The organism is Nocardia sp. NRRL S-836 (assembly GCF_001279525.1).
In the GTDB taxonomy this organism is placed as follows: Bacteria; Actinomycetota; Actinomycetes; order Mycobacteriales; family Pseudonocardiaceae; genus Lentzea.
This window is the reverse complement of the sequence record NZ_LGDY01000089.1, coordinates 18,319-43,990: the sequence shown is the minus strand read 5'-3', so window position 1 is coordinate 43,990 and position 25,672 is coordinate 18,319. Positions and strand designations below refer to the sequence as shown.

19 protein-coding genes are annotated in these 25,672 nt (G+C 71.0%); 16 read left to right on the top strand and 3 right to left on the bottom strand.

All coding sequences use genetic code 11. From position 1 onward, the window contains the following. The first annotated feature begins 11 nt into the window (after positions 1-11). From ADL03_RS09655 to ADL03_RS09630, 6 genes are all read left to right on the top strand, one after another. Complete coding sequence (locus ADL03_RS09655) at positions 12-1,577, top strand: anthranilate synthase component I (protein ID WP_369808959.1); 1,566 nt, start codon at positions 12-14, stop codon at positions 1,575-1,577. Further along, positions 1,567-1,980 (top strand): Trp biosynthesis-associated membrane protein, encoded by a 414-nt coding sequence (locus ADL03_RS09650; RefSeq protein ID WP_053733031.1) that lies wholly within the window; start codon positions 1,567-1,569, stop codon positions 1,978-1,980. Before ADL03_RS09655 ends, ADL03_RS09650 begins: the two co-directional genes overlap by 11 nt. Before the next feature lie 132 nt (positions 1,981-2,112). Then, a complete protein-coding gene (trpC, locus tag ADL03_RS09645) occupies positions 2,113-2,922 on the top strand; it encodes an indole-3-glycerol phosphate synthase TrpC (RefSeq protein ID WP_053733030.1) in 810 nt (269 codons plus the stop codon). 21 nt (positions 2,923-2,943) lie between these two features. Continuing rightward, complete coding sequence (gene trpB / locus ADL03_RS09640) at positions 2,944-4,164, top strand: tryptophan synthase subunit beta (protein ID WP_053733029.1); 1,221 nt, start codon at positions 2,944-2,946, stop codon at positions 4,162-4,164. After that, positions 4,164-4,955, top strand: coding sequence for a tryptophan synthase subunit alpha (gene trpA / locus ADL03_RS09635; RefSeq protein WP_053733028.1), 792 nt, complete (start codon positions 4,164-4,166; stop codon positions 4,953-4,955). Before trpB ends, trpA begins: the two co-directional genes overlap by 1 nt. A gap of 201 nt (positions 4,956-5,156) precedes the next feature. Further along, positions 5,157-5,717 (top strand): Uma2 family endonuclease, encoded by a 561-nt coding sequence (locus tag ADL03_RS09630; RefSeq protein ID WP_063798525.1) that lies wholly within the window; start codon positions 5,157-5,159, stop codon positions 5,715-5,717. On the opposite strand, the gene ADL03_RS09625 is transcribed toward ADL03_RS09630, so the two are convergent. Further along, on the bottom strand, positions 5,707-6,864 hold the full coding sequence (locus ADL03_RS09625) for an FAD-dependent monooxygenase (protein ID WP_053733026.1): 1,158 nt from the start codon (positions 6,862-6,864) through the stop codon (positions 5,707-5,709). The genes ADL03_RS09630 and ADL03_RS09625 overlap by 11 nt on opposite strands. Positions 6,865-7,006: 142 nt before the next feature. Between ADL03_RS09625 and lgt the strand changes: the two genes are divergently transcribed. From lgt to ADL03_RS09610, 3 genes are all read left to right on the top strand, one after another. Then, entirely contained in the window at positions 7,007-8,014 is a 1,008-nt protein-coding gene (gene lgt / locus ADL03_RS09620; protein WP_369808958.1) for a prolipoprotein diacylglyceryl transferase, read from the top strand. 10 nt (positions 8,015-8,024) lie between these two features. Continuing rightward, positions 8,025-8,681 carry a response regulator transcription factor gene (locus tag ADL03_RS09615; protein WP_231641705.1) on the top strand — a complete coding sequence of 219 codons (657 nt, stop codon included), beginning with the start codon at positions 8,025-8,027 and terminating at the stop codon, positions 8,679-8,681. A 121-nt stretch (positions 8,682-8,802) separates the two neighbouring features. Continuing rightward, positions 8,803-10,149, top strand: a complete 1,347-nt coding sequence (locus ADL03_RS09610; protein WP_053733024.1) for a HAMP domain-containing sensor histidine kinase — start codon at positions 8,803-8,805, stop codon at positions 10,147-10,149. On the opposite strand, the gene ADL03_RS09605 is transcribed toward ADL03_RS09610, so the two are convergent. Beyond that, positions 10,139-11,041, bottom strand: a complete 903-nt coding sequence (locus ADL03_RS09605; RefSeq protein WP_053733023.1) for a TAXI family TRAP transporter solute-binding subunit — start codon at positions 11,039-11,041, stop codon at positions 10,139-10,141. The genes ADL03_RS09610 and ADL03_RS09605 overlap by 11 nt on opposite strands. A gap of 113 nt (positions 11,042-11,154) precedes the next feature. Between ADL03_RS09605 and dctA the strand changes: the two genes are divergently transcribed. The 7 genes from dctA (at position 11,155) to ADL03_RS09570 (ending at position 22,758) form a co-directional block, all read left to right on the top strand. After that, positions 11,155-12,513, top strand: coding sequence for a C4-dicarboxylate transporter DctA (gene dctA / locus ADL03_RS09600; RefSeq protein WP_053733022.1), 1,359 nt, complete (start codon positions 11,155-11,157; stop codon positions 12,511-12,513). A gap of 536 nt (positions 12,514-13,049) precedes the next feature. Then, positions 13,050-17,573 carry a glutamate synthase large subunit gene (gene gltB, locus ADL03_RS09595; protein WP_053733021.1) on the top strand — a complete coding sequence of 1,508 codons (4,524 nt, stop codon included), beginning with the start codon at positions 13,050-13,052 and terminating at the stop codon, positions 17,571-17,573. After that, the gene (locus ADL03_RS09590; RefSeq protein WP_053733020.1) at positions 17,566-19,071 is read left to right on the top strand and encodes a glutamate synthase subunit beta; all 1,506 of its coding nucleotides are present in this window, start codon (positions 17,566-17,568) and stop codon (positions 19,069-19,071) included. The genes gltB and ADL03_RS09590 overlap by 8 nt, the downstream gene beginning before the upstream one ends. Before the next feature lie 363 nt (positions 19,072-19,434). Beyond that, positions 19,435-19,749 (top strand): hypothetical protein, encoded by a 315-nt coding sequence (locus tag ADL03_RS09585; RefSeq protein ID WP_053733019.1) that lies wholly within the window; start codon positions 19,435-19,437, stop codon positions 19,747-19,749. A 156-nt stretch (positions 19,750-19,905) separates the two neighbouring features. Next, positions 19,906-20,382 (top strand): carbonic anhydrase, encoded by a 477-nt coding sequence (locus ADL03_RS09580; RefSeq protein WP_082373016.1) that lies wholly within the window; start codon positions 19,906-19,908, stop codon positions 20,380-20,382. Between the two features lie 12 nt (positions 20,383-20,394). Continuing rightward, positions 20,395-21,780: a SulP family inorganic anion transporter gene (locus tag ADL03_RS09575; protein ID WP_053733018.1), complete on the top strand. Its 1,386-nt coding sequence runs from the start codon at positions 20,395-20,397 to the stop codon at positions 21,778-21,780. A gap of 153 nt (positions 21,781-21,933) precedes the next feature. After that, positions 21,934-22,758: a DNA/RNA non-specific endonuclease gene (locus tag ADL03_RS09570; protein WP_053733017.1), complete on the top strand. Its 825-nt coding sequence runs from the start codon at positions 21,934-21,936 to the stop codon at positions 22,756-22,758. A 3-nt stretch (positions 22,759-22,761) separates the two neighbouring features. Here the strand turns inward: ADL03_RS09570 and ADL03_RS09565 are convergent, their stop codons facing one another. Continuing rightward, positions 22,762-25,635: an NACHT domain-containing NTPase gene (locus tag ADL03_RS09565; RefSeq protein ID WP_053733016.1), complete on the bottom strand. Its 2,874-nt coding sequence runs from the start codon at positions 25,633-25,635 to the stop codon at positions 22,762-22,764. Between the last annotated feature and the right edge of the window lie 37 nt (positions 25,636-25,672).

Sequence of the window (25,672 nt, the reverse complement as noted above, 5' to 3'; positions counted from 1 at the left end):
TAGTTCAACAGTTGTTGAATTTATGCAACAATTGCGGCATGGTGAGCGTCATCGGGGCTGTGGCCGCCGCTGGTCTGGGGGCCGTGAGCCCCACGCGTGAGGAGTTCCGCGAGCTGGCGGTCAACCGCCGGGTCGTGCCGGTCGTGCGCAGGCTGCTGGCGGACGCGGAGACGCCCGTCGGTCTGTACCGCAAGCTCGGGGCCGACCGGCCGGGCACGTTCCTCCTCGAGTCCGCGGAGAACGGGCGGTCGTGGTCGCAGTGGTCGTTCATCGGCGTGCGGTCCACGGCGGCGCTGACGGCGACCGGTGGCGACGCGTTCTGGACCGGCACGCGGCCGGTCGGGCTGCCCGACGGCGGTGACCCGCTGCAGGCGTTGCGCGAGACCATCGAGGTGCTGCGCACGGACCCGTTGCCCGGCATGCCCCCGCTGACCGGCGGCATGGTCGGCTACATCGGCTACGACGCGGTGCGCAGGCTGGAACGGCTGCCCACCATCGCCGAGGACGACCTCAAGCTGCCCGAGCTGGTCATGCTGCTCGCGACCGACCTCGCGGCGCTCGACCACCACGAGGGCACCGTCACGCTCATCGCGAACGCGATCAACTGGGACAACTCGCCGGAGAACGTCGACGCCGCCTACGACGACGCGGTGCGGCGGCTGGACGAGATGACCGAGGCGCTGCACATGCCCGCGCCGCCGACCACCGCGGTGTTCTCCCGGCCCAAGCCGGAGTTCCGCCGCCGCCGCTCGCAGGCCGAGCACTTCGCCGCCGTCGAGAAGGCCAAGGAGGCCATCCGCGCGGGCGAGGCGTTCCAGGTCGTGGTGTCGCAGCGGTTCGAGATCGACACCGACGCCGACGCGCTCGACATCTACCGGGTGCTGCGCACGACGAACCCCAGCCCGTACATGTACCTGCTGCGCCTCGACGGCTTCGACATCGTGGGCTGCAGCCCCGAGGCGCTGGTCACGGTGCGCGACGGCAAGGCGACCACTCACCCGATCGCGGGCACCCGCTGGCGCAGCGAGGACCCGGAGGAGGACGCCCTGCTGGAGAAGGACCTCCTCGCCGACCACAAGGAACGCGCCGAGCACCTGATGCTCGTCGACCTCGGCCGCAACGACCTGGGCCGGGTCTGCAAGCCGGGTTCGGTGCACGTCGTCGACTTCTTCAAGGTCGAGCGGTACAGCCACGTCATGCACATCGTGTCGACCGTGACCGGTGAGCTGGCCGAGGGCAAGACCGCCTACGACGCGGTGGCGGCCTGCTTCCCGGCCGGCACGCTGTCCGGTGCGCCCAAGCCGCGCGCGATGGAGCTGATCGAGGAGCTGGAGCCCACCCGGCGCGGCCTCTACGGCGGCGTGGTCGGCTACTTCGACTTCGCCGGCGACGCGGACACCGCCATCGCCATCCGGACCGCCCTGCTGCGCGACGGCGTGGCGTACGTGCAGGCCGGTGGCGGCATCGTGGCCGACTCCGACCCGCTGGCCGAGGACAACGAGACCCTGAACAAGGCGGGCGCGGTGCTGGCCGCGATCGCCACCGCGCAGACGATGAAGCCCGCCGTTGAGGGGTAACCGTCCACTGTGGATCGCCGCGCTCCTGCTGGTGGGCGCGGCGGGGGCGTTCTGGGGTGCCGGTCTGGTGCCGGTCGCGCTGCTGGGTCTCGCCGCCGTGGCCGCGGTCGTCGCGGTGAGCGGGGTGGCCCGGCGCGTGCTCGGGGTGGTGCTGGTCGTCGTGGGTGTCGCGGCGGCGTTCGGCGGTCACTGGCTCGCGGTCGCCGGCGGCGTGCTCGTGGCGGCCTCCGGTGCGGTCCAGGTGGCCTTCGGCGCCCGCATGCCGAAGATCGGGATGGGCGGGCAGAAGACCCGCGCCGAGGATCCCGAGAAGGACATGTGGCGCGCGCTGGAACGCGGCGACGACCCGACCGACGGTCCCGGCACCGGTGACAGCCCGGCGCGGGCTGACACCGACGAGTGAAGATCATTCATCGGCATTCGTGCATGTGACAGGCGAACGACCACGCCTAGCTGCGTGGACGAGGAACCCCCGGTGGCCGGGGCGTTACTCCGGCGGGGTTAGCATCCCCACAGCGGGAAGGGGAGCAAGACTGTGACGGTTCTCGAATCGATCCTCGAAGGTGTCCGTGAGGATCTCGCCGCTCGCGAGGCGCAGTTGTCCTTCGACGTCGTGAAGGAGCGCGCGGCCAAGGCTGCTCCTCCGCTCGATGTGATGTCGGTGCTGCGTGGTCCGAACGTCGGCGTCATCGCCGAGGTCAAGCGCAGGAGCCCGTCGAAGGGCGCGCTGGCGGAGATCCCGGAGCCGGCCGAGCTCGCGGCGTCGTACGAGGCCGGTGGCGCCTCGGTGATCAGCGTGCTGACCGAGCAGCGGCGCTTCGGCGGGTCGCTCGCCGACTTCGACGCGGTGCGCAGAGTGGTGAAGATCCCCATGCTGCGCAAGGACTTCATCGTGTCGCCCTACCAGGTGCACGAGGCCCGCATGCACGGCGCGGACCTGGTGCTGCTGATCGTGGCCGCGCTGGAGCAGAACGCGCTGGTGTCGTTGCTCGACCGGGTGGAGTCGCTCGGCATGACGGCGCTGGTCGAGGTGCACACGGCCGAGGAGGCCGACCGCGCGCTGGAGGCGGGTTCGTCGGTCATCGGCGTCAACGCGCGCAACCTCCACACGCTGGAGGTCGACAAAGACGTTTTCGGGCGGATCGCTCCGGGACTACCCTTCGAGACGATCAAGATCGCCGAGTCGGGCGTGACCGGGCCCGGCGACCTGATGGCCTACGCCGGAGCGGGCGCCGACGCGGTGCTCGTCGGCGAAAGCCTGGTGACCAGCGGCGACCCCAAGGCCGCCGTGAACAAGCTCGTGACCGCCGGTTCACACCCGGCGTGCCCGAGGCCGAGCCGGTAAGGCAGCTGCAGGAGGAACTCGATGGGCCAGTTCACGCCCACGCCGCACGATCCCGACGACCGTGGCCACTTCGGTCCGTGGGGCGGCCGGTTCGTCCCGGAGGCCCTGATCGCGGCGGTGGACGAGCTGGCCGCCGAGTACGACAAGGCGCGCATCGACCCGGAGTTCGTGAACGAGTTCCAGCGCCTGCTGCGGGACTTCGCGGGCCGCCCGTCGCTGCTGACGGAGGCGCCGAAGTTCGCCGAGCACGCCGGTACCCGCGTGTTCCTCAAGCGCGAGGACCTGAACCACACCGGCTCCCACAAGATCAACAACGTGCTCGGCCAGGCGCTGCTCACCAAGCGCATGGGCAAGAAGCGCGTGATCGCCGAGACCGGCGCCGGCCAGCACGGCGTGGCCACCGCGACGGCGTGCGCGCTGCTCGGCCTCGACTGCGTCGTCTACATGGGCGAGGTCGACACCGAGCGGCAGGCGCTCAACGTGGCCCGCATGCGGCTGCTGGGCGCCGAGGTCATCCCGGTGAAGTCCGGCTCCCGCACCCTCAAGGACGCGATCAACGAGGCGCTGCGCGACTGGGTCGCCAACGTCGACGAGACCCACTACCTGCTCGGCACGGCCGCGGGCCCGCACCCGTTCCCGCTGCTCGTGCGCGACTTCCACCGCGTCATCGGCATCGAGGCCCGTGAGCAGATCCTCCAGAAGGCCGGCCGGCTGCCCGACGCGGTCGTCGCCTGCGTCGGTGGCGGCTCGAACGCGATCGGCATCTTCCACGGCTTCATCGACGACGCGGACGTGCGCCTGGTCGGCGTGGAGCCCGGCGGCTCCGGCCTGGACAGCGGCAGCCACGGCGCGACGCTGACCGCAGGCACGCGCGGCTCGCTGCACGGCGCGATGTCGTACGTGATGCAGGACGAGGACGGCCAGATCACCGAGGCCCACTCGATCTCCGCCGGTCTCGACTACCCCGGCGTCGGCCCCGAGCACTCGCACCTCAAGGACATCGGCCGCGCCGAGTACTTCCCGGTGACCGACGCCGAGGCCATGGAGGCCTTCGCGCTGCTGTCGCGCACCGAGGGCATCATCCCGGCGATCGAGTCGTCGCACGCGCTCGCCGGCGCGCTCAAGCTGGGCAAGGAGCTCGGTCCGGAGGGTTTGCTGGTCGTGAACCTCTCCGGCCGCGGCGACAAGGACATGGACACGGCCGTGGAGTACTTCGGCCTCGCGGACGGGGGACAGGCCTGATGTCGTTGTCCGAGGTTTTCGCCACCGCCCGTGCCGAGTCGCGTGCGGCACTGGTCGGGTACCTGCCCGCCGGCTTCCCGACGGTCGAGGGCTCCAAGTCCCACCTGCGCGCCATGATCGAGTCCGGCTGCGACCTGGTCGAGGTCGGCCTGCCGTTCTCCGACCCGGTGATCGACGGCCCGACCATCCAGGCCGCGGCCGAGCAGGCGCTGTCCGCCGGTTTCCGGGTGCGGGACCTGTTCGACGTGGTGTCGGCCGTGGCCGAGTCCGGTGGGCGCGCGGTCGTGATGTCGTACTGGAACCCGGTGCTGAAGTACGGCGTGGACGCGTTCGCGCGTGACCTCGCGGCCGCCGGTGGCCTCGGCCTGATCACGCCGGACCTCGTGCCGGACGAGGCCGACGACTGGATGGCCGCCTCGCAGGAGCACGGGCTCGACCGGATCTTCCTGGTCGCGCCGTCGTCGACCGAGGACCGCATCGCGATGACCGCGCGGGCCTCCTCCGGCTTCCTCTACGCGACCGCCGTCATGGGCGTCACCGGCGCCCGCGACGTGGTGTCGTCGGCCGCTCCCGCGCTGGTCGCGCGGGTCCGTGAGCACACCTCGATCCCGGTCGGTGTCGGGCTGGGCGTGCGGTCCGGTGCGCAGGCCGCGGAGATCGCCGGGTTCGCAGACGGCGTGATCGTCGGGTCGGCGTTCGTGTCGGCGGCGGTCGCCGACGGCGAGGCCGGGCTGCGCGCGCTGGCCGAAGACCTCGCCCAAGGCGTGCGATCGGCCGCTGCCACCGTCTGAGGCTCTACCCGAGGCTTGGAATTCGCCCAATCGGTTGGTCTCATTCGAACGCCTGATCGATCGAGTGAACTCGGGTCGCAGAGGCCCGGATCTTCCTCATACTGTCGGTCTGACCTGCGATCGTGGCCGCATGCACAAGCCAACTACTCGTCCGGCATGCCACACTGGTGTGCGTCGGGCGGTTCTCGGAGGTGATGCCCAGTGGCGGCTCCAGTCGAAGTGGCGGCGACCGACTACCTGTTGCCCAGGCACGTCGGTCCGTGGACGCTCGACGACGTCCTCTCACTGCCGGAGGACGGCAGTCAGCGCGTCGAGCTCGTCGACGGGATGCTGCTCGTGAGCCCGCTGGGGTCCTACCGCCACCAGCAGCTGGTGTTCGACATCGCTGCGAGCCTGCGTGCGGCCTGCCCGGACCACTTCGAGGCCACGATCGAGCTGAACGTCCTGCTGTCCAGCGGCCGGTTGGTCATCCCGGACTTCACGGTCGTCAAGCCGCGCGAAGCGGGCGTCATGTTCCCCGTCTCGGACGTGGTCCTGGTCGGCGAGGTGTTGTCGCCGAGCACGCGGCTGAACGACGAGGGGCTCAAGCGCGCCCTCTACGCGAAGGCGGGCATCCCGTACTACCTGATGGTCGACCCGGCCGGGGCGGTGGTCGAGGCGACGCTGCTCGAACGCCAGGGCACCGAGTACGTCGAGATCGCCCGCAGCCGGAACGGCCAGTTGGAGCTGACCAAGCCGTTCCCGGTCACCATCAGGTTCTGACGCCGTACAGCCAGTCCAGCCGGTCGTGCAGGTCAGCCGTGCTCCACGACGCGAACAGCGCGTCACGGGCCTCGGCCGCCGCGCCCGCCGGGTGGTAGACCTCCCGTCCCATCAACCGTGAAACGTGGTGGACGCGCGCTGTTCGCTCTCGACGCAGGGCGACATATCGCGCAAAAGAGCCATCCACGTCACGGGGGTCGAACGCCGAGGCCAGGCAGACGGCGTCCTCCAGCGCCTGGCAGGCGCCCTGGGCGGCGTACTGCAGCACGGGGTGGGCGGCATCGCCGAGCAGCACCACGCGCGAGTCCTGCCAGTTCGGCGTCGGCGCGCGGTCGCACAGCACCCAGGCACGCCATTCGTCGGCGAGTTCCATGACCCGGGCCGCGTCCGGGCACAGCGGCGTGAAGTGCTTCATGACGTCGGCGTGCTCCACGGGCACGCCGGACAGGGGTTCACGCGCGTCGTTGTCCGTGGTGGCGACGAGGTTGACGTACCGCCCGCCGGCGATGACGTACCAGACGACGTGGTAGCGCGGGCCGGCCCACAGCGTGACGACGTTCTCCCGCAGCCGCGCGGGCACGGCCGCCGCCGGGATGACCGCGCGGAACGAGGTGTGGCCGGACACCACCGGGTCGCCGTCGCCGGTGAGCTGACGACGAACGGCGGACCGCAGCCCGTCGGCGCCGACCAGGGCGGACCCGCGGACCACGGCACCCGAGCGCAGCACCGCCGTCACCCCTTCGCCGTCCTGTGCGTACGAGACGACACCGCTGTCCGGGCGCAGGTCGACCAGCTCGTGCGCCCGGCACGCGTCGAGCAACGGCCGCAGCACGTCGTCGCGGTGCACCACGGCGTACGTGCCGAACCGCGCGTGGAAGACGTCGTCCACCGGCAGCGCCGCCAGCACCCGCCCGGAGACGCCGCACCGCAGCCGCAGCTCGTCGACGTGCACCGCCCGTGACCGCACCGCGGGGCCGACGCCCAGCGCGTCGAGCGCGCGGAAGCCGTTCGGGCCGACCTGGATCCCGGCGCCGATCTCCTCGAACGCGGCCGCCGCCTCCAGCACCGCGACGCGGTGGCCGGCCCGTGCGAGGCCCAGTGCCGCCGCCAAGCCGCCGATACCGCCGCCGACCACCAGGACCGTCATCGCAGACCCTTCCCCCGAGGCGTCACCGAGCGCGTCCGAGTATCCCGGCCAGGTGGTCCCGGATGGGCGGGGTTGACCTCGACGAGGTAACGATCGAGCGTCCCCACGGGGGGCTCACGGCCTCACCGGTACGGTGGGCGGCGTGTTGAACGGGTTGAACTCCGTCGTGCTGGCCACGATCCCGAGCCCTGACCGCGGTGTGTGGTACCTCGGTCCGCTCCCTCTCAGGGCCTACGCGCTGTGCATCATCGCGGGCATCATCATCGCCATCTGGTGGGGTGAGCGCCGCTGGGCCGAGCGCGGTGGCATCAAGGGCGAGGTGACCGACATCGCCGTGTGGGCGGTGCCGTTCGGTCTCGTGGGTGGCCGGCTCTACCACGTCATCACGGACCACCAGAAGTACTTCGGGCCCGGCAAGAACCCGCTGGCGGCGCTGGAGATCTGGAACGGCGGCCTCGGCATCTGGGGCGCGATCGCGCTCGGCGCGGTGGGTGCCTGGATCGGCTGCCGGCGCAAGGGCATCCCGCTGCCCGCGATGGCGGACGCGCTGGCGCCCGGCATCGTCGTGGCGCAGGCCGTCGGACGGCTCGGCAACTACTTCAACCAGGAGCTCTTCGGCGGCGACACGACGCTGCCGTGGGGCCTGGAGATCTACCGCCGGGTGACGCCGGACGGTCGCGAGGACATGCTCGCCGGTGTGGCGATCGACCACACGCCGATCCAGGTCGTGCACCCGACGTTCCTCTACGAGCTGCTGTGGAACCTCGGTGTCGCCGCGCTGATCGTGTGGGCCGACCGCAGGTTCCGCCTGGGCCACGGCCGGGTGTTCGCGCTGTACGTCGCTGGCTACACGGCCGGGCGGTTCTGGATCGAGCTGATGCGCACCGACGAGGCGACGCTGGTGTTCGGGCAGCGCGTGAACGTGTGGGTGTCGGTGCTGGTCTTCCTCGGCGCGGTCGCCTACTTCGTGATCGCGAGGTCGCGCGGCCCGCGGGAGGACGTCGCGGCGCTGCGGGGCACCGGTGAGCCGGCGGCCGTGGATGACGGCACCGAGGCCGCGGACACCGCGGCACCCGCGGCGGAGCCGGTCGAGGTCGCGGCGGACAAGGACAAGAGCAACTCCCAGGCGGAGTCAGTCAAACCGGAGTGACCGAGTGCGCGTGCTCGTCGTCGAGGATGACGACCGGGTGGCCAGGGGCCTGCTGACCGCGTTGCGGCACGCCGGCTACGAGGTGCACCGGGTGGCCACGGCCGCCGACGCCCTGAAGGCCGCGCCCGCGGACGTGGTGCTGCTCGACCTCGGCCTGCCCGACGGTGACGGCCTCGACGTGCTGCGCGAGCTGCGGCACCGCCCCGGCACCGCCGTGATCACGGTGACGGCGCGCGGCGAGGAACGGGAACGCGTCCTCGGCCTGCGCGCGGGCGCCGACGACTACGTGGTGAAGCCGTTCGGCACGTCCGAGCTGCTCGCCCGCATCGAGGCGGTGCTGCGCCGCACCCGCGCCCACCGCGCCGGTCCGGAGGCGGAGGGCCCGGTCCGGATCGGCGCGCTCAGCATCTCGGTGCCCACCAGGGTCGTGACCCTCGACGGCGTGCAGCTGTCGTTGACCCGCAAGGAGTTCGACCTCCTCGCCCTGCTCGCGACCCGGGCGGGCGAGGTGGTCAGCCGCGACTTCATCGTCGACCAGGTGTGGCAGGCGCACTGGGAGGCACCGTCCCGCACGCTCGACACGCACATCGCGGCGCTGCGGGGCAAGCTCGGCGCGGACGTGAAGATCGAGACGGTGCGCGGCGTCGGCTACCGGCTCGCCACCTGAGACCCGGTCATCGGGTCGCCACCGAGCGTGACTTCGGGAACAGGACCTGCGCGTCGTACCGGCTCTGCCGGATGATGAACGCCGTGAGGTGCCCGACCCGACTGACCCGTGACGGCGGCTGATGCTGCGCCGACTCCTGGTCATCACCGTTCCGCTGCTCGTCGCACTCGTCGCCGCGCTCGGCATCCCGCTCGCCTCCGCGGTGGTGCAGCGCGAGACCCAGTCCACCTACCTCGACCGCCTCGGTGACGCCAGCCGGTTCGCCTCGCTCGCCGAGAGCGCGCTCCAGTCGGACCGCACGGAGCTGCTGCGTGACGAGTTCGACCGCTACGACGACGTCTACGGCATCACGGTCGCGCTGGTCAGCGCCGACCGCAGCGTGCTGATCACCTCGCGCAACGGCTTCGACCCGCGTGACGACCTGGTCGAGGGCGGCCTCAGCGCGGCGCTCAGCGGCTACTCGCCGCCGGCCGGGTACTCGGGCTGGCCGTGGCGGGCCGGCCCGATGGTCGTGGTCGAGCCGGTCGGGCGGGACAGCGAGGTGGTGGCGGCGGTCGTCACGATCTCGCCGACGGGGGCGTTGCGCGGTGAGGTGCTGCGGCAGTGGGGGCTGCTGGCGCTGGCCGGGCTCGCGCCGATGCTGGCGGTGGTCGCGGCGGCGTGGCCGATGTCGCGGTGGGTGCTGCGGCCGGTGCGGCGGCTGGACGAGGCCACGGCGGCGGTCGCGCAGGGCAACCTGGAGGTGCGGGCGGACGAGGTCGGCGGCCCGCCGGAGCTGCGCAGGCTCGCCCGCAGCTTCAACACCATGGTCGACGTCGTCGGCAGGGCGCTGACCAGGCAGAAGGCGTTCGTCGCCGACGCGTCGCACCAGCTGCGCAACCCGCTGGCCAGCCTGCGGCTCGCCGTCGACAACCTGGAACCGCACGTGGCGGGGGAGCACGCGAGAGAGGCGCACCAGATCGCCGTCGACGAGGCCGAGGAGATGGGCCGGGTGCTCGACACGCTGCTCGCCGCGACCCGCCTCGACAGCGCCCGCGACACCGAACCCGTCGAGATCGACCAGCTGCTCGCCACGCACCGGGCCGGCTGGCAGGCGCTCGCCCACCGGGCCGGCGTCGAGCTCAAGGTCACCGTGCCGCCGGGCCTCACCATGCAGGAACCGCCCGGCGGGCTCGGCAGCGTGCTGGACGAGCTGGTCAGCAACGCCATCCGCCTCGCCAACGCGACCGAGGTCGTCGTCACCGGCTCGGAGGGGGAGCTGCACGTGATCGACAACGGCGACGGGCTCAGCCCCGGTGAACGCGAACAGGCGCTGCAACGGTTCTGGCGCGCCACCAAGCACCAGAACGTGCCCGGCACCGGCATGGGGCTCGCCATCTGCGCCGAGCTGATCGAGTCGGCCGGCGGGTCGCTCACGCTGCACGACGCCGGACCCGGCCTGGACGTGCGGGTCCGCCTCAGCGCTTGACCGACTGGAACCAGCGCAGCGCACCGTCGTGCAACGGCACCTGACCGGTCGCGATGCCGGTGCGCACGTTGATCCGCGACGCCTCCGGGTGCCCCTCCACGATCCGCGCCGTCTCGGTGAACACCGTCCGCGTGACGACCTCGACCACGTCCGCGCTCAGCGACCCGTGCGCGAGCAGCAGGTTCGGCACCGCGAACGTGTGGCACGCCGGGATCGGGTTGTACACCGACTGCGGGATGGTCGCCGGGATGTACGGGCCGCGGAACTCGCGGTAGAGCCGCACCGCCTCGGACTGCAGGTTGATCAGCCGCACCTGGTCCTTGATGTTGTAGACCGCGTCGGTGGGGATGCCGGTCAGCGCGAGCAACGCGTCCAGCGAGCCCTCCGCGAGCCGCCGCGACGCCACCGCGTGGGCCATCCGTTCGTCCACAGCGGACGGTCCGTCGAGGTACTGCAACAGCCGCCTGCCGGTGAACTCCGTGCCGGACCCCACCGGCCCCAGCGAGATCCGCCTGCCCGCGAGGTCGGCCAGCGACTGGATCGGCGACTCCTTGCGCACCGCGATCTGCATGAAGCTGTCGTAGAGCCGGCCCACCGCGCGCACGCTCTCCGGCCGTTCGATCGCGTCCAAAGAGGACAGGGCGAGGTCGGCCTTCCCGGCGGCGAGCAGGGTGAGGTTCTCCACCGACGCGCCGGTGGGCTGCGCGACGACCTCGGTGTCCGGCAGCTGCTCCGCGAGCACCCGCGCGAGCGCCGCCCCGATCTCGCGGAACACCGCCCCGTCCGGGCCGGTGGCCAGCACGAGCCGCGGAGGTGCCTCGACCTTCTGCCGGGTGCACCCCGTGAGGACGAGCGCACCCCCTAGCAGAAGAGTGCGACGGCTGAGCGACATCGGGGAAGACTAACCGTTACGTCAGGGCTGTCTGAAGTTTCCGGTTCCCGCCTTGTCGCTGTGCGTGGCGCGGCTCACCCTCCTACCCAACGCGAAGTGTTCGAGGAGGAACAGTGGCGACCACCACCACAGGCCGCAAACCGATCTACAGGCACCTCTACTTCTGGGTGCTGGTCTCCATCGTGCTGGGCGCTGCGGTCGGGTTCCTGTTCCCGAAGCAGGCGTCCGAGATGAAGTGGCTCGCCGACCTGTTCGTCAACCTGGTCAAGGTGGTGATCGCCCCGACCATCTTCGCGACGATCATCGTCGGCATCGCCGGGCTCGGGAACCTGGCCAAGGCCGGCGGTCTGGCACTGCGGACGATCCTGTACTTCACCGCGATGACCACGGTGGCGCTGGCCATCGGCCTGATCGTCGTGAACATCGTGCAGCCGGGCCACCACGGCGGTGAGATCGCGCTGAACGCCAGCGCCGCGGACAAGACGCTGAAGGACGCGTCGAGCGCGGAGACCGGGGTCACCGGCTTCATCCTGAGCCTGGTGCCGAAGTCGTTCGTCAGCGCGTTCACCGACGGTCAGCTGATCCAGGTCCTCGTGGTCGCCATCCTGGTGGCCGTCGCGGTGGCCGGCATGGGTGAGCGCGGCGCCAGGGTCGTGTCCGCGATGGACACGCTCGCCAAGGTCATGTTCGGCATCATCAAGATCGTCATGTACGCCGCCCCGATCGGTGCCTTCGGCGGCATCGCCTACACCGTCGGCAAGTTCGGCGGCGGCATCCTCGGCAAGCTGCTGTGGCTGATGGGCTCGTTCTACGTCACGTGCCTGCTGTTCGTCGTCGTGGTGCTCGGCATCGTCGCGAAGGTCGCGGGCTTCAGCCTGCTGAAGTTCCTGCGCTACATCAAGGACGAGATCCTCATCGTGCTCGGCACGTCGTCCTCGGAGTCGGTGCTGCCGCGCATGATGGTCAAGCTGGAGGCGGCGGGCGCGCAGAAGTCGGTCGTCGGCCTCACCATCCCGACCGGCTACTCGTTCAACCTCGACGGCACCTGCATCTACCTGACCATGGGCGCGATCTTCATCGCCCAGGCCACCGGCCACGACGTGTCGATCGGCGTGCAGATCGGCCTGCTGCTGTTCATGCTCATCGCGTCGAAGGGCGCCGCGGGCGTCACCGGTGCGGGCCTGGTCACGCTGGCCGCGTCGCTGCAGGCGTTCGAGGCCCACAGCGCCATCCCGGCCGTCGGCATCGCGCTCATCGTCGGCATCGACCGGTTCATGTCCGAGGCGCGCGCCATCACCAACGTCATCGGCAACGGTGTCGGCTCGCTCGTCGTCGCGGCCTGGCAGAAGGGCCTCGACAAGGAGCGCCTGACCGAGGTGCTGAACAACCCCGACCTGGTCGACGTGGACGACCTGCTGCAGAAGCAGCACGCGGCGGACGAGGCGGAGAAGACCGCCGCGGTGGCGCGCTGAAGCTCCGTGGCCGGAGGCGCCTCTCTCCCGCTTCCGGCCACGTGACCAGACCGGCCCGCTGACCCGCGCGGCCCCTGGAAACGCCAAGGTCCCGGCCCTCCCGCACGCAGCGGGAAGGCCGGGACCTCGGTCTTTTGACCGTGAACAACCACGTCCGCCTGCGGTGGACGAACTGGCGTGAGCGTCCGCTAACTGAGACGATGAGCCGCTGAGCAGCAAAAACAGCGGGTTACCCAGCTGATCTCCTGCCAACACCGGAATGTTGTGCAACTCTCATCGGACTGGCGGTAGTTGAACGTTCGGTTACGCTAACTCAGCCGTAACGAGGTTCGACGTTCGCTGCAATGTCGCTCAGCGCTGGGAAATCGTTACGCTTCCATGACCTAGATCACCCATTCGAGGGTGTCCCTGGGTTTCGCGGCTGTTAAAGTCGCGTCAACACGCGGGCCATCGTCGTCCCGTGCTCCCACCTGTTGGTACGAGGTCTGAGCACGAGGACTAGTTCTTCAGCGAGGACGACGAAGGAGGTCTGCGCAGTGATCTTCTCCGCCATCCCCGGCCCCCAGGGTCTCTACGACCCGGCTGATGAGCGCGACGCCTGTGGCGTCGCCATGGTGGCCGACATCCAGGGCCGGCGTTCCCACGGCATCGTGAGCGACGCGCTCACCGCCCTGGCCAACCTGGAACACCGTGGCGCCGCCGGAGCGGAGCCCACATCGGGCGACGGTGCCGGGATCCTGTTGCAGCTGCCGGACGAGTTCCTGCGCGCTGTGGTGGAGTTCGACCTGCCCGAACGGGGCGGGTACGCGGCGGGGATCGCCTTCCTGCCGTTTGAAGCCGAAGAACGTGAAGCGGCGCGTCAGCAGATCGAGCGCATCGCGGTCGAGGAGAGCCTCGAGGTCCTCGGCTGGCGCGAGGTGCCGGTCGATCCCGAGAAGGCGAACGTCGGCCCGACAGCGCTGTCCGTGGCACCGCACTTCGCGCAGCTGTTCGTGAAGGGCACCCGCGGCGAGACCGGCATCGAGCTGGACCGCCTGACGTTCTGCCTGCGCAAGCGGGTCGAGCACGAGGGCAGCGTGTACTTCCCGTCGCTGTCGTCGCGCACGATCGTCTACAAGGGAATGCTGACGACCGAGCAGCTGCCGGCGTTCTTCCCCGACCTGCACGACGAGCGGCTGTACACCGCGATCGCGCTGGTGCACAGCCGGTTCTCGACGAACACGTTCCCGTCGTGGCCGCTGGCGCACCCGTTCCGGTTCGTCGCCCACAACGGTGAGATCAACACCGTGCGCGGCAACCGCAACCGCATGCGCGCCCGTGAGGCGTTGCTGGACAGCGACCTCATCCCCGGCGACCTCGCGCGGCTGTTCCCGATCTGCGACCCGGACGGGTCGGACTCCGCCTCGTTCGACGAGGTGCTGGAGCTGCTGCACCTCGGCGGCCGCAGCCTGCCGCACGCGGTGCTGATGATGATCCCGGAGGCGTGGGAGAACCACGCCACGATGGACCCGAAGCGCCGTGCGTTCTACCAGTTCCACGCCTCGCTGATGGAGCCGTGGGACGGCCCGGCGTGCGTCACGTTCACCGACGGCGAGCTCGTCGGCGCGGTCCTGGACCGCAACGGCCTGCGTCCCGCCCGCTGGTGGCAGACCGCCGACGGCCGCGTCGTGCTCGCCTCCGAGTCCGGTGTGCTGGACGTGCCGTCCGACCAGGTCGTCGCCAAGGGCCGGCTCCAGCCGGGCCGCATGTTCCTGGTGGACACCACGCAGGGCCGCATCGTCGACGACGAGGAGTTCAAGTCGGGGCTCGCCACCGAGCAGCCCTACGACGAGTGGCTGCACGCCGGCCTGCTCGACCTCGCCGACCTGTCCGACCGCGAGCACGTCGTGCAGAGCCACGAGTCCGTCGTGCGCCGCCAGCTCACCTTCGGCTACACCGAGGAGGAGCTGCGGATCCTGCTCACGCCCATGTCGGTCGCCGGCATGGAGCCGCTGGCCTCGATGGGCACGGACACGCCGGTCGCCGCGCTGTCGCAGCGTTCCCGGCTGCTCTATGACTACTTCGTGCAGAACTTCGCGCAGGTGACGAACCCGCCGCTGGACGCGATCCGCGAGGAGATCGTCACCTCCGTCAAGCGCGTCATGGGCCCCGAGCAGAACTTGCTCGACCCCGGCCCGGTCTCGTGCCGGCACGTCACGCTCGACTACCCGGTGATCGACAACGACGAGCTCGCCAAGCTCATCCACATCAACGACGACGGCGACCTGCCCGGCTTCGCGTGCACCGTCCTGTCCGGACTGTACGAGGTGGACGGTGGCGGTGAGGCGCTCACGGCGGCGATCGAGCGGGTGCGCCGCGAGGCGTCGGAGGCCATCGCGAACGGTGCCCGCACGCTGGTGCTGAGCGACCGCGACTCCGACCACCGGATGGCGCCGATCCCGTCGCTGCTGCTGGTCTCCGCGGTGCACCACCACCTGGTGCGCACCAAGGAACGCCTGCGCGTCGCGCTCGTCGTCGAGTCCGGTGACTGCCGCGAGGTCCACCACGTCGCCGCGCTGCTGAGCTACGGCGCCGCCGCGGTGAACCCGTACCTCGCGTTCGAGACGATCGAGGACCTGATCAGCCAGGGCGCCATCACCGGCGTGCCCGCGCACAAGGCGATCCGCAACTACGTCAAGGCGCTCGTCAAGGGCGTCCTGAAGATCATGTCGAAGATGGGCATCTCGACCGTCGGCGCCTACACCGCGGCGCAGATCTTCGAGGCGGTCGGCCTGTCGAACGACCTGCTGGACGAGTACTTCACCGGCACGCAGTCCAAGCTCGGCGGCGTCGGCCTGGACGTGCTGGCCGAGGAGGTGGCGCTGCGCCACCGCCGCGCCTACCCGGACAACCCCACCGACCGCGCGCACCGCAGGCTCGAGGTCGGCGGCGAGTACTCCTACCGCCGCGAGGGCGAGCTGCACCTGTTCACGCCGGAGACGGTGTTCCTGTTGCAGCACGCCACGAAGACGCGCAAGGAGGACGTCTTCCGCCAGTACACGGCGGAGGTCGAGCGCATCTCCCGGCAGGGCGGCACGCTGCGCGGGCTGTTCAAGTTCCGCACCGGGGGCCGCACGCCGATCCCGATCGACGAGGTCGAACCGGTGAGCTCGATCGTCAAGCGCTTCAACACCGGCGCCATGTCCTACGGCTCGATCTCGGCCGAGGCGCACGAGACCCTCGCCATCGCGATGAACCGCCTCGGCGGCCGGTCGAACTCCGGTGAGGGCGGCGAGGACCGCGAGCGCCTCTACGACCCGCAGCGGCGTTCCGCGGTCAAGCAGGTCGCGAGTGGACGGTTCGGCGTCACGAGCGAGTACCTCGTGAACTCCACGGACATCCAGATCAAGATGGCGCAGGGCGCGAAGCCCGGCGAGGGCGGCCAGCTGCCCGGCTTCAAGGTCTACCCGTGGGTCGCGCGCACCCGGCACTCCACGCCGGGCGTCGGCCTCATCTCGCCGCCGCCGCACCACGACATCTACTCGATCGAGGACCTGGCGCAGCTCATCCACGACCTGAAGAACGCGAACGAGCAGGCACGGGTGCACGTGAAGCTCGTCTCGTCGATCGGTGTCGGCACGGTCGCGGCGGGTGTCGCCAAGGCCCACGCGGACGTCGTGCTGATCTCCGGCTACGACGGCGGCACCGGTGCCTCGCCGATGAACTCGCTCAAGCACGCCGGGACGCCGTGGGAGATCGGCCTCGCCGAGACCCAGCAGACGTTGCTGCTCAACGGTCTGCGCGACCGCATCACCGTCCAGGTGGACGGCGCGATGCGCACCGGCCGTGACGTCGTCGTCGCCGCGCTGCTGGGTGCGGAGGAGTTCGGCTTCGCCACCGCGCCGCTGATCGTCGCGGGCTGCGTGATGATGCGCGTCTGCCACCTCGACACCTGCCCGGTCGGCGTCGCCACGCAGAACCCCGACCTGCGCGCCCGCTACACCGGCCAGGCCGACCACGTCGTGAACTTCTTCGAGTTCATCGCGCAGGAGGTCCGCGAACTGCTGGCGGAGCTGGGTTTCCGCACGATCGACGAGGCCGTCGGGCACGCGGAGCTGCTCGACAAGGACGAGGCGATCGAGCACTGGAAGACCGCGGGCCTGAACCTGGACCCGGTGTTCGAGGTGCCGGACACCCCGTACCCGACGGCGAAGCGCCGGGTCCGCGACCAGGACCACGGCCTGGACAAGGCACTGGACCGCACGCTGATCCAGCTCGCGGAGGCGGCGCTGGAGGACGCGCACCAGGTGACCCTGGAGCTGCCGGTCCGCAACGTCAACCGCACGGTCGGCACGCTGCTCGGCGCCGAGGTCACCCGCCGCTACGGCGGCGAGGGCCTGGAGGACGACACGATCCGGGTGAAGCTCACCGGGTCGGCCGGCCAGTCGCTCGGCGCGTTCCTGCCGCGCGGCATCACGCTGGAGATGGTCGGCGACGCCAACGACTACGTCGGCAAGGGCCTGTCCGGCGGGCGGATCATCGTCCGGCCGCACGACGACGCGCCGTTCCGCGCCGAGGACCAGGTGATCGCGGGCAACGTGATCGGCTACGGCGCCACGTCCGGTGAGATCTTCCTGCGCGGCCGGGTCGGCGAACGCTTCTGCGTCCGCAACTCCGGTGCGACGCTGGTGGCGGAAGGCGTGGGCGACCACGCGTTCGAGTACATGACCGGGGGCCGTGCCGTCGTGCTCGGCCCGACCGGGCGCAACGTCGCGGCCGGCATGTCCGGTGGCATCGCGTACGTGCTCGACCTGGACCCGTTGTCGGTGAACCAGGAGATGGTGCAACTGCAGCGCCTCAGCGCCGAGGACCTGCGTTGGCTCAAGGACGTCGTCACCAGGCACCACGAGCTGACGGGGTCCGCGGTCGCGGCCTCGCTGCTCGGTGACTGGACGCGTCGGGCCGGTGCGTTCACGAAGGTCATGCCCGGCGACTACCAGCGCGTTCTCGAGGCCATGCGCCTCGCCCGCGCCGAGGGCCGGGACGTTGACGCGGCTGTCATGGAGGCGTCTCGTGGCTGATCCACAGGGTTTTCTCAAGCACTCCCGCTCCGACGCGCCCAAGCGCCCGAAGCCGGACCGGTTGCAGGACTGGAACGAGGTGTACCTGCAGCAGGACCCGGCCGAGCGCAACGACGCCGTCCGCACGCAGGCCACGCGCTGCATGGACTGCGGCATCCCGTTCTGCCACAGCGGAACCGCGGGCTGCCCGCTCGGCAACCTGATCCCCGAGTGGAACGACCTGGTCCGCCGCGGTGACTGGGAGCTGGCCTCCGATCGCCTGCACGCCACCAACAACTTCCCGGAGTTCACCGGCCGGTTGTGCCCGGCGCCGTGCGAGGCCGCCTGCGTGCTGGCGATCTCCCACGACGCCGGTGGTGCCGTGGCGATCAAGCGGGTCGAGGAGACCATCGCGGAGATGTCCTGGGAGAACGGCTACGTGCAGCCGGCCCAGGCGACCGTGTCCTCCGGCAAGCGCGTCGCGGTCGTCGGCTCCGGTCCCGCCGGTCTCGCCGCCGCGCAGCAGCTGACCCGCGCGGGCCACGAGGTCGTCGTGTACGAACGTGACGACCGCCTCGGCGGCCTGCTGCGCTACGGCATCCCCGAGTTCAAGATGGAGAAGAAGGTCCTCGACCGGCGGCTGGCCCAGCTGCGCCGCGAGGGCACCAGGTTCGTGACCGGCTGCGAGGTCGGCGTCGACGTCACGGTCGAGCAGCTGCGGTCGGACTTCGACGCCGTGGTGCTCGCCGTCGGCGCGCTGCGCGGCCGTGACGACAAGACCACCCCCGGCCGCCACCTCGACGGCATCCACCTCGCGATGGACCACCTGGTCCCCGCGAACCGCTCCTGCGAGGGCGACGGCCCGCCGGCGATCTCGGCCGAGGGCAAGCACGTCATCGTCATCGGTGGCGGCGACACCGGCGCCGACTGCTACGGCACCGCGACCCGCCAGGGTGCGCTGTCCGTGACGCAGCTCGACCAGTACCCGATGCCGCCGGCCGTCCGCGACGACGAGCGTTCGCCGTGGCCGGTGTGGCCGCACATCCTGCGCACCTACCCGGCCCACGAGGAAGCCGGCGAACGCCGCTTCACCGTGGCGGTGCGCCGCTTCGTCGGCGACGACGACGGCCACGTGCGGTTCATCGAACTGCAGCAGGTGCGCGTGGAGAAGGACTCGTCCGGCCGCCGCACCGTCGTGCCGCTGTCCGACGAGGTCGAGCTCCTGCCCGCCGACCTGGTGCTGCTCGCCATCGGTTTCGAGGGCGTCGAACACATGAGGGTCCTCGACGACCTCGGGATCTCCCTCTCGACGCGCGGCACCATCTCGTGCGGCTCCGACTGGCAGACGACCGCCCCCGGCGTCTTCGTCTGCGGCGACGCGCACCGCGGCGCGTCGCTGGTGGTGTGGGCGATCGCGGAGGGCCGGTCCGTGGCGCACGCCGTGGACAAGTTCCTCACCGGCTCGTCCAACCTGCCCACGCCCGTGATCCCCAACCTGCTTCCGCTCGCTGTGGTCTGACAACGGCGTCCGGCCAGCGGCAGGCAGTATGGCGCCCCGTTCCGACAACGACGTCGGAACGGGGCGTTCGCCGTTCAACGGGTCGTCGTACCCGTTTCGCGACCGATCCCACCTGTTGTGCGCGATTTCCCGGCCCATCTCGCCCGGATATGCGCTGTCACGCATATCCGGATGCGCGCAAGTGGTTTCTGTCACAAACTGATGCTGTTCCTCGTGCCGAGGAATGGTTCCGCTCCGTGAAACCCGAAGATCCTTTCGGGTGAATCTCGCGCTTGGGCCGGTGAAACCGATCCCCCGTTAACCTATTCGTCACTCCGTCCGGTAAAACTGGACAAAGCAGATCAACTCGGTCGGGGGTGAGCCATGCGCAGCGTTCTGCTCGCGGTCGTGGTCGCCCTGTGCGCCGTGCTGGCCCCTGCGGTGTCGACCGCGTCGATCGGTGCGCCGCCGCCCAAGTCGAAGACGTCCACTCCCAAGGAGGAAGCGCCCCGCGAGGAGCGCGAGCCGAGCCGGTTGCGCACGGTGGCGGCCGCGGTGGAACGCACGGCGACGATCACCAGGCCCCGGCCCGTGGCGACCGCGGCGCGCAGTGAGGTCGCCGAAACCGAGCCCATGTCCGCGGCCGAGCCGATAGCGGTTTGGCGCACACCGCCCGCACTGCAGGTGTTCCGGAACTGATCCGGCGCGAGCCGGATCGAACTGAACACTTTTCACATCAAGCAGTGAGGGATTCCCGTGGACTTCCACCGCTTTGTTCAGCATGCCCGCGCACACGCCAAGTCGCGGTCGCTGGGCATTGGCAAGCAGCTGGCCCAAGGGCAAAAGCCCACGACCATGTTCATCACGTGCGCCGACTCGCGCATCGTCACGGCGGCCATCACCGGCGCGGAGCCGGGCGCGTTGTTCGAGCTCCGGACCGCGGGCAACGTCATTCCCGCCTACGAGCTGCACCGGCCGACCAGTGAGATGGCGACGATCGAGTTCGCCGTCGTGCAGCTCGGGGTCAGCGAGATCGTGGTGTGCGGGCATTCGCACTGCGGTGCGGTGATGGCGCTCAACGGCGCGGCGATCGACCACCTGCCCGCCATGCGCGGGTGGCTGGGCGAGCAGCGGCCCCGGCCGGCGGAGAGCGACCCGGCGCTGCGCGCGGAAGGGCAGGAGCACGTGCGCGCGCAGCTGGAGAGGCTCCTCGCGTACCCGTTCGTCGCCGAGCGTGTCGAACGGGGCGAGCTGCGCGTGCACGGGTGGTTCTACGACATCGAGACCGGTGCGGTCTCCGCGTGCGACGAGCACGCGTTCCTGCCGCTGTAGGGGTTCGCGACCATGAAGAGGTATTGGGCCGATCTCGGCGCTTCGGTCGTGGTGTTCCTGGTGGCGCTGCCGTTGTGCGTGGGTGTGGCGGTGGCGTCGGGGGTGCCGGCCGAGCTCGGGATCGTGACGGGTGTGGTCGGCGGGCTCGTCGTCGGGTTGTTGCCGGGTAGCTCGCTGCAGGTGAGCGGGCCGGCGGCCGGGTTGACCGTGCTGGTGGCGGATGCGGTCGGCCGGCACGGCATCCAGGCGCTCGGGGTGATCGTGCTGGGCGCCGGGCTGGTGCAGGTGCTGCTGGGCTTGGCGCGGTGCGGGCGGTGGTTCCGCGCGATCTCGCCGTCGGTGGTGCAGGGCATGCTCGCCGGCATCGGGCTGGTGCTGGTGCTCGGGCAGCTCTACCCGCTGGTCGGTGCGCAGGCGCCGGCCACGACCGGGGCGAAGATCGCCGGGCTGGTGGACCTCGCGGTGTCGCCGGTGGCGGTGGCGCTGGGGGTGCTCACCATCGTGATCATGCTGGTGTGGCAGCGGACCCCGCTGCGCGTGGTGCCCGGTGTGCTGGTGGGGGTGGTGGTCACGACCGCGCTGGCCGTGGGGTTCGCCCTGCCGGTGGCGCGGATCGAGGTCGGCGAGCTGTCGGCGGACGTGCACCTGCCGGACCTGTCGTTGCTGGACACCGGGGTCATCGGCACGGCGGTGGTGTTCGCGCTGGTGGCGTCGGCGGAGAGCCTGTTCAGCGCGGCGGCGGTGGACCGGATGCACAACGGGCCGCGGACGCGGTACAACCGCGAGCTGGTCGCCCAGGGCATCGGCAACGGGTTGTGCGGGCTGCTCGGCGCGCTGCCGATGACCGCGGTGATCGTGCGCAGCTCGGCGAACGTCCAGGCGGGTGCCAGGACCAAGCTCTCGCGGGTGCTGCACGGTGTGTGGCTGCTGCTGTTCGTGGTGGCGTTGCCGGGGCTCATCGCGCTGATCCCGGTGGCGGTGCTGGCCGCGGTGCTCGTGCACGCCGGGTGGAAGCTGCTCGGCATCGGCCAGGTCGTCGCCCTGTGGCGCACCGACCGGGCGGAAGGCGCGGTCCTGATGCTCACGGCCGGGCTCATCGTGGCCACGGACCTGCTGACCGGCACGCTGGCCGGTCTGCTCGCCGCGGTCGTGAAGACCGCGTGGGACGTGTCGCGGCTGTCGGTCGTCGTCACCGCTGACGGGGTCGCGCTCAAGGGCAACGCCACGTTCCTGCGGCTGCCGCGGCTGCTCGACGTGCTCGACGGCGTCGACCGCGAGCACGTGCGGATGGACCTCAGCGGCGTCCGGCACCTCGACCAGGCCTGCGGTCAGGCCATCGACCAGTGGGTCGACCAGTCGCGCCGCGCCGGCCGTACCGTGGAACTGGTCGGCAGGTAGGCGAACGGCGCCGCGGCCCGTCGTGGCCGCGGCGCCGTTCCGCGGTGTGAACCGGGCGGGAAGAACCGGTGAACACTGGGCCGTTCGGGTGCATCCGGCTAACGGTCCCCGGTGCCGTGCCGACCCTGGAGATGAACCAACAGGGGGCGACACATGACCAGCACAGCGGTGCAAACCGGCTTCGACACCGGGTTCCTCGGCACCGGGGCGGGGATCCCGGTGCTCACCGAGGCCGGCGCGCGGGACGCGGTCGAGCTGAACGGCTCGACCACCATCGACTACACGCACTTCTCGCTCGCACTGAGCAAGTCGCGCAGGTTCGCGACGTGGGTGGCGTGGAACATCGACGGCGGCTCGATGAAGGCGTTGAGCCGCAGCAACATCCCGTTCGTCAAGGATCCGAGGATCCCGGCCGAGTTCCAGACCGGCGACGAGCTCTACCGCGACAACCGGCTCGACCGCGGCCACCTCGCCCGGCGCGCCGACCTGTGCTGGGGCCCGGCGGCGGAGGCGAAGAAGGCCAACCGGGACTCGTTCTTCTTCACGAACATCACGCCGCAGATGGACGACTTCAACCAGAGCACCAAGCAGGGGCTCTGGGGGCGGCTGGAGGACGCGGTGCTCGCCGACGTCGACGTGGACGACCTCAAGGTCAGCGTCTACGGCGGACCGGTCTTCAACGCCGACGACCGCCTGTTCCGCGGCGTGGCGATCCCGCGCGAGTTCTACAAGGCGATCGCGTTCGTGGTGGACGGCGTGCTGCGCTGCAGCGCGTTCCTGCTCACCCAGAACCTCGTGCTGGCCGAGGCGCTCGACCTCGACGAGTTCCGGGTGTTCCAGGTGTCGCTGACCGAGCTGGAGCAGCGGGTCAGCTTCACGTTCCCGGCCGAGCTGCACACCGCGGACACGTCCTCGGTGCAGCTGCAGGACGTCTCCGAACGCAAGCCGCTGGACAACCTCGCCGACATCCGGTGGTGACGCTCAGGTCGTGACCCGCACGCCGGGCAGCCGCCCGCGCAGCTCCGCCAGCAGCGCCGGTGACTCCGGCTGGTGCACGACCAGGTGCTCCAGGGCGGGCAGCACGCGCAGCTCGTCCGCCGCGGGCACCCCGAACACCTCCAGCGTCGTGATGGTCGGCCACCGCTCCAGCCCCGCCAGCGGGTAGGGCGGGCGGTGGTCGACCGCGAGCTCGCGCAGCCGCGGCAACGCGGGCAGCGCCGCCAGGCCGTCGTCGATGCCCTGGTCGCGGATCCGCAGCCGCCGCACCGACCCGCCCTCCAGCGACGCCAGGTCGACCCGGCTGAAGTGCAGGTGCAGCTCGTCCAGGCCGCGCACCGGTGACAGGTCGATCCGCCCGAGCGGGCGGCAGCGGCTCAGGTGCAGCTCCCGCAACGACCGCGACAGCGCCAGCGGCGCCAGGTCGCGCATGACCTCGTTCTGCCACAGCTCCAGCCGGTGCAGCGACGGCATGGCGCCCAGCGGGTCGAGCGGGTTGATGTTGCCGATGCACCGCACGTACCGCAGTTTCGCCAGGTGCGCGATGAACTGGATGCGGTGCCAGCCGCGGACGTCCACCCGCCGGTCACGGAAGTCCACTTTGGACAGAACGGTCTTCGCGTAGTTCTCGGCGTCGGGCGTGTTCCGCCACGCCCGCAGCAGCTCGTCGATGACCATCGTGTGGTCCACGTCCACGAACTCCGCGATCCGCTCCCACGCGCCCTCGCCGCCGATGTTCGCGAGCGTCCGCACGACGTACGCGGCCGCCGCCGAGTCACCGGCCGCCTCCGGTCCCGGCAGCAGGTCCACCACGAACGACCCGGCCTCGGACAGCGCGTCGGCGTGCGCGAAGCTCGTCGGCGGGATCAGCGCGGCGGCCGCCGCCGTCACCTGCGTGCGCGCCGACTCCGGCTCGATCACGTCCGCCTGCTCCAGGCACGCCAGCGCCAGCAGCCGCAGCCGGTCCCGGCCGCGGTCGTCCTTGCGCGTGTCGTCGTTGCCCGCCAGCAGGTCCATCAGCACCCGCGCCCGTTCCCGCGGCCGGGCGTGCGCGACGGCCATGACCACCACGTCGTGCCACTCGTCCAGGTGTGCCCTGTCCACCAGCAGGTTCAGGTCGCCCGCGTCCACGACCTCCTTGGCCGCCAGGTAGTCGCGGAACGTCCGGTGCACGAACTGCACCCGGTCCGTGCCGACCTCGCGCAGCAGCCCGGCCCGTTCCAGCAGCCGCTGCATCGCGTCGTCCGGGTCGATGTCGTGCGAACGCAGGCCGCGCATGGCGTTCCCGAGCCGGTGCACGGCCTCCTCGCGCGGCACCGTCAGCTCCCGGTTGCGCACCAGCGAGTACGCGAACCGCTGCAGCAGGACGAGCTGCTCCTCCTTGGAGAACGACGGCAGCGCCAGTCCGCGGTCCTCGTCCCACCGCACCAGCAGCAGGTCCAGCGCGGCCTCGTACAACGACCGCCGGTCGCGCGGCAGGTGCATGTTCCGGTCCTGGTGCAACGCGCACAGCAGCCCCGCCAGCAACGGGCTCGACGCCAGCCGCCGCAGGTCCGTCCGCTTCGCGAGCGTCGTGACCAGCCGCGTCTCGCACTCGGCGAGCCACACCCGCACGTCCCGCGGCAGCCCCGGCTCGTCGCGCGCGGCCGTGTGCCAGGCCTCGACGAAGTCGCGCACCCCCTTGTCGCTCAACGGCAACAGGTCGAACGCCGCGAAGTCGCAGTCCTCCAGCCAGTCCTCCGGCACCGCCGCCGGCCGCGTCGTGACCGCGTACCGGGCCTTCGGGTAGGCCGCCACGAGCTGCGCGAGCCACTGCCGCGCCTCGGCCCGCCGCTCCCACACCAGCTCGTCCACGCCGTCGACCAGCACCAGCGCGCGGCCTTCGCGCAGCCGTGCCGTGACCCACCCGGACGGCTTCTCCTCCTCGATCATCGAGGCGGTCGAGGAGATGAACTCCTCCGGCTTCGGCAACGCCGCGAACTGCCGCAACGGCACGAAGAACGGCACCAGCCCGAGCCACTCGTTGCCCGACGTGCGCGTCTCGCCCAGCGCGTTCATCGCGAGCCAGCGCAGGAACGTCGTCTTGCCCGCGCCCGCGCCACCGCGGATCAGCACCCGCGGCGTGTCCGTCAGCGCCGCCGCCACCGGCAGCCCGGCCCCGGTCAGCTCGTCGGTGTCCCCGACCCGTGCCACCGCCAGCGACACGTACGAGCTGTCGAACGAGTGCCGCCGCGGTGCCCGGCCGCGGGTGAGGCCGAACAGCTCCAGGCCGCCCAGCGCGTGCGCGACCTGCTCGGCGTAGCGGTCCTCGAAGTCCCGATGCGCGGCGACCAGTGCCTTGTGCTGCTGTTCCGGCAGCCGTGCCACGGCGTCGGCGGTCTGGCGGCTGACCTGGAACATCGCCACGGCCAGCCGCCGCGCGTACTCCGGTTGCGACCACACCAGCTCGACGATCGCCACGCACACCCGCGCGACCAGCGCGTCGTACACCGCCGCGGCGGCGTCCGAGAGCCCCGCCGCCCGCCGGATCCCCTCGGACCTGGCCAGCACGTGCGCGCGCAGCGCCTCCGGCGTCAGCATGACCTGCAGCGCCTCGTCCTCGCGCAACGGCAGCGCGGCCTCGACGGACTCGCGCACCGCGGCGACGGCGGCCTCCCACTCGTGCTCGGCCACCCCGCTGAGCTCACCGCGCGCCAGCTCGGTGCTGATCCGCTCGACCAGCGGCCCCGGCCTGGTCAGCTCCCGCTGGCGCTTCTTGTTCCTGGCGCCCTTGTGCGCCACGTCGAAGAGACCGAGCAGGAAGCGCTCCAGCACGGTCTCGAGCACCATCAGCAGTCCGGCGGAGATCGGGTCAGGCACGGTTCCAGTATCCGCACGTGATCACCGGGGCCACCGC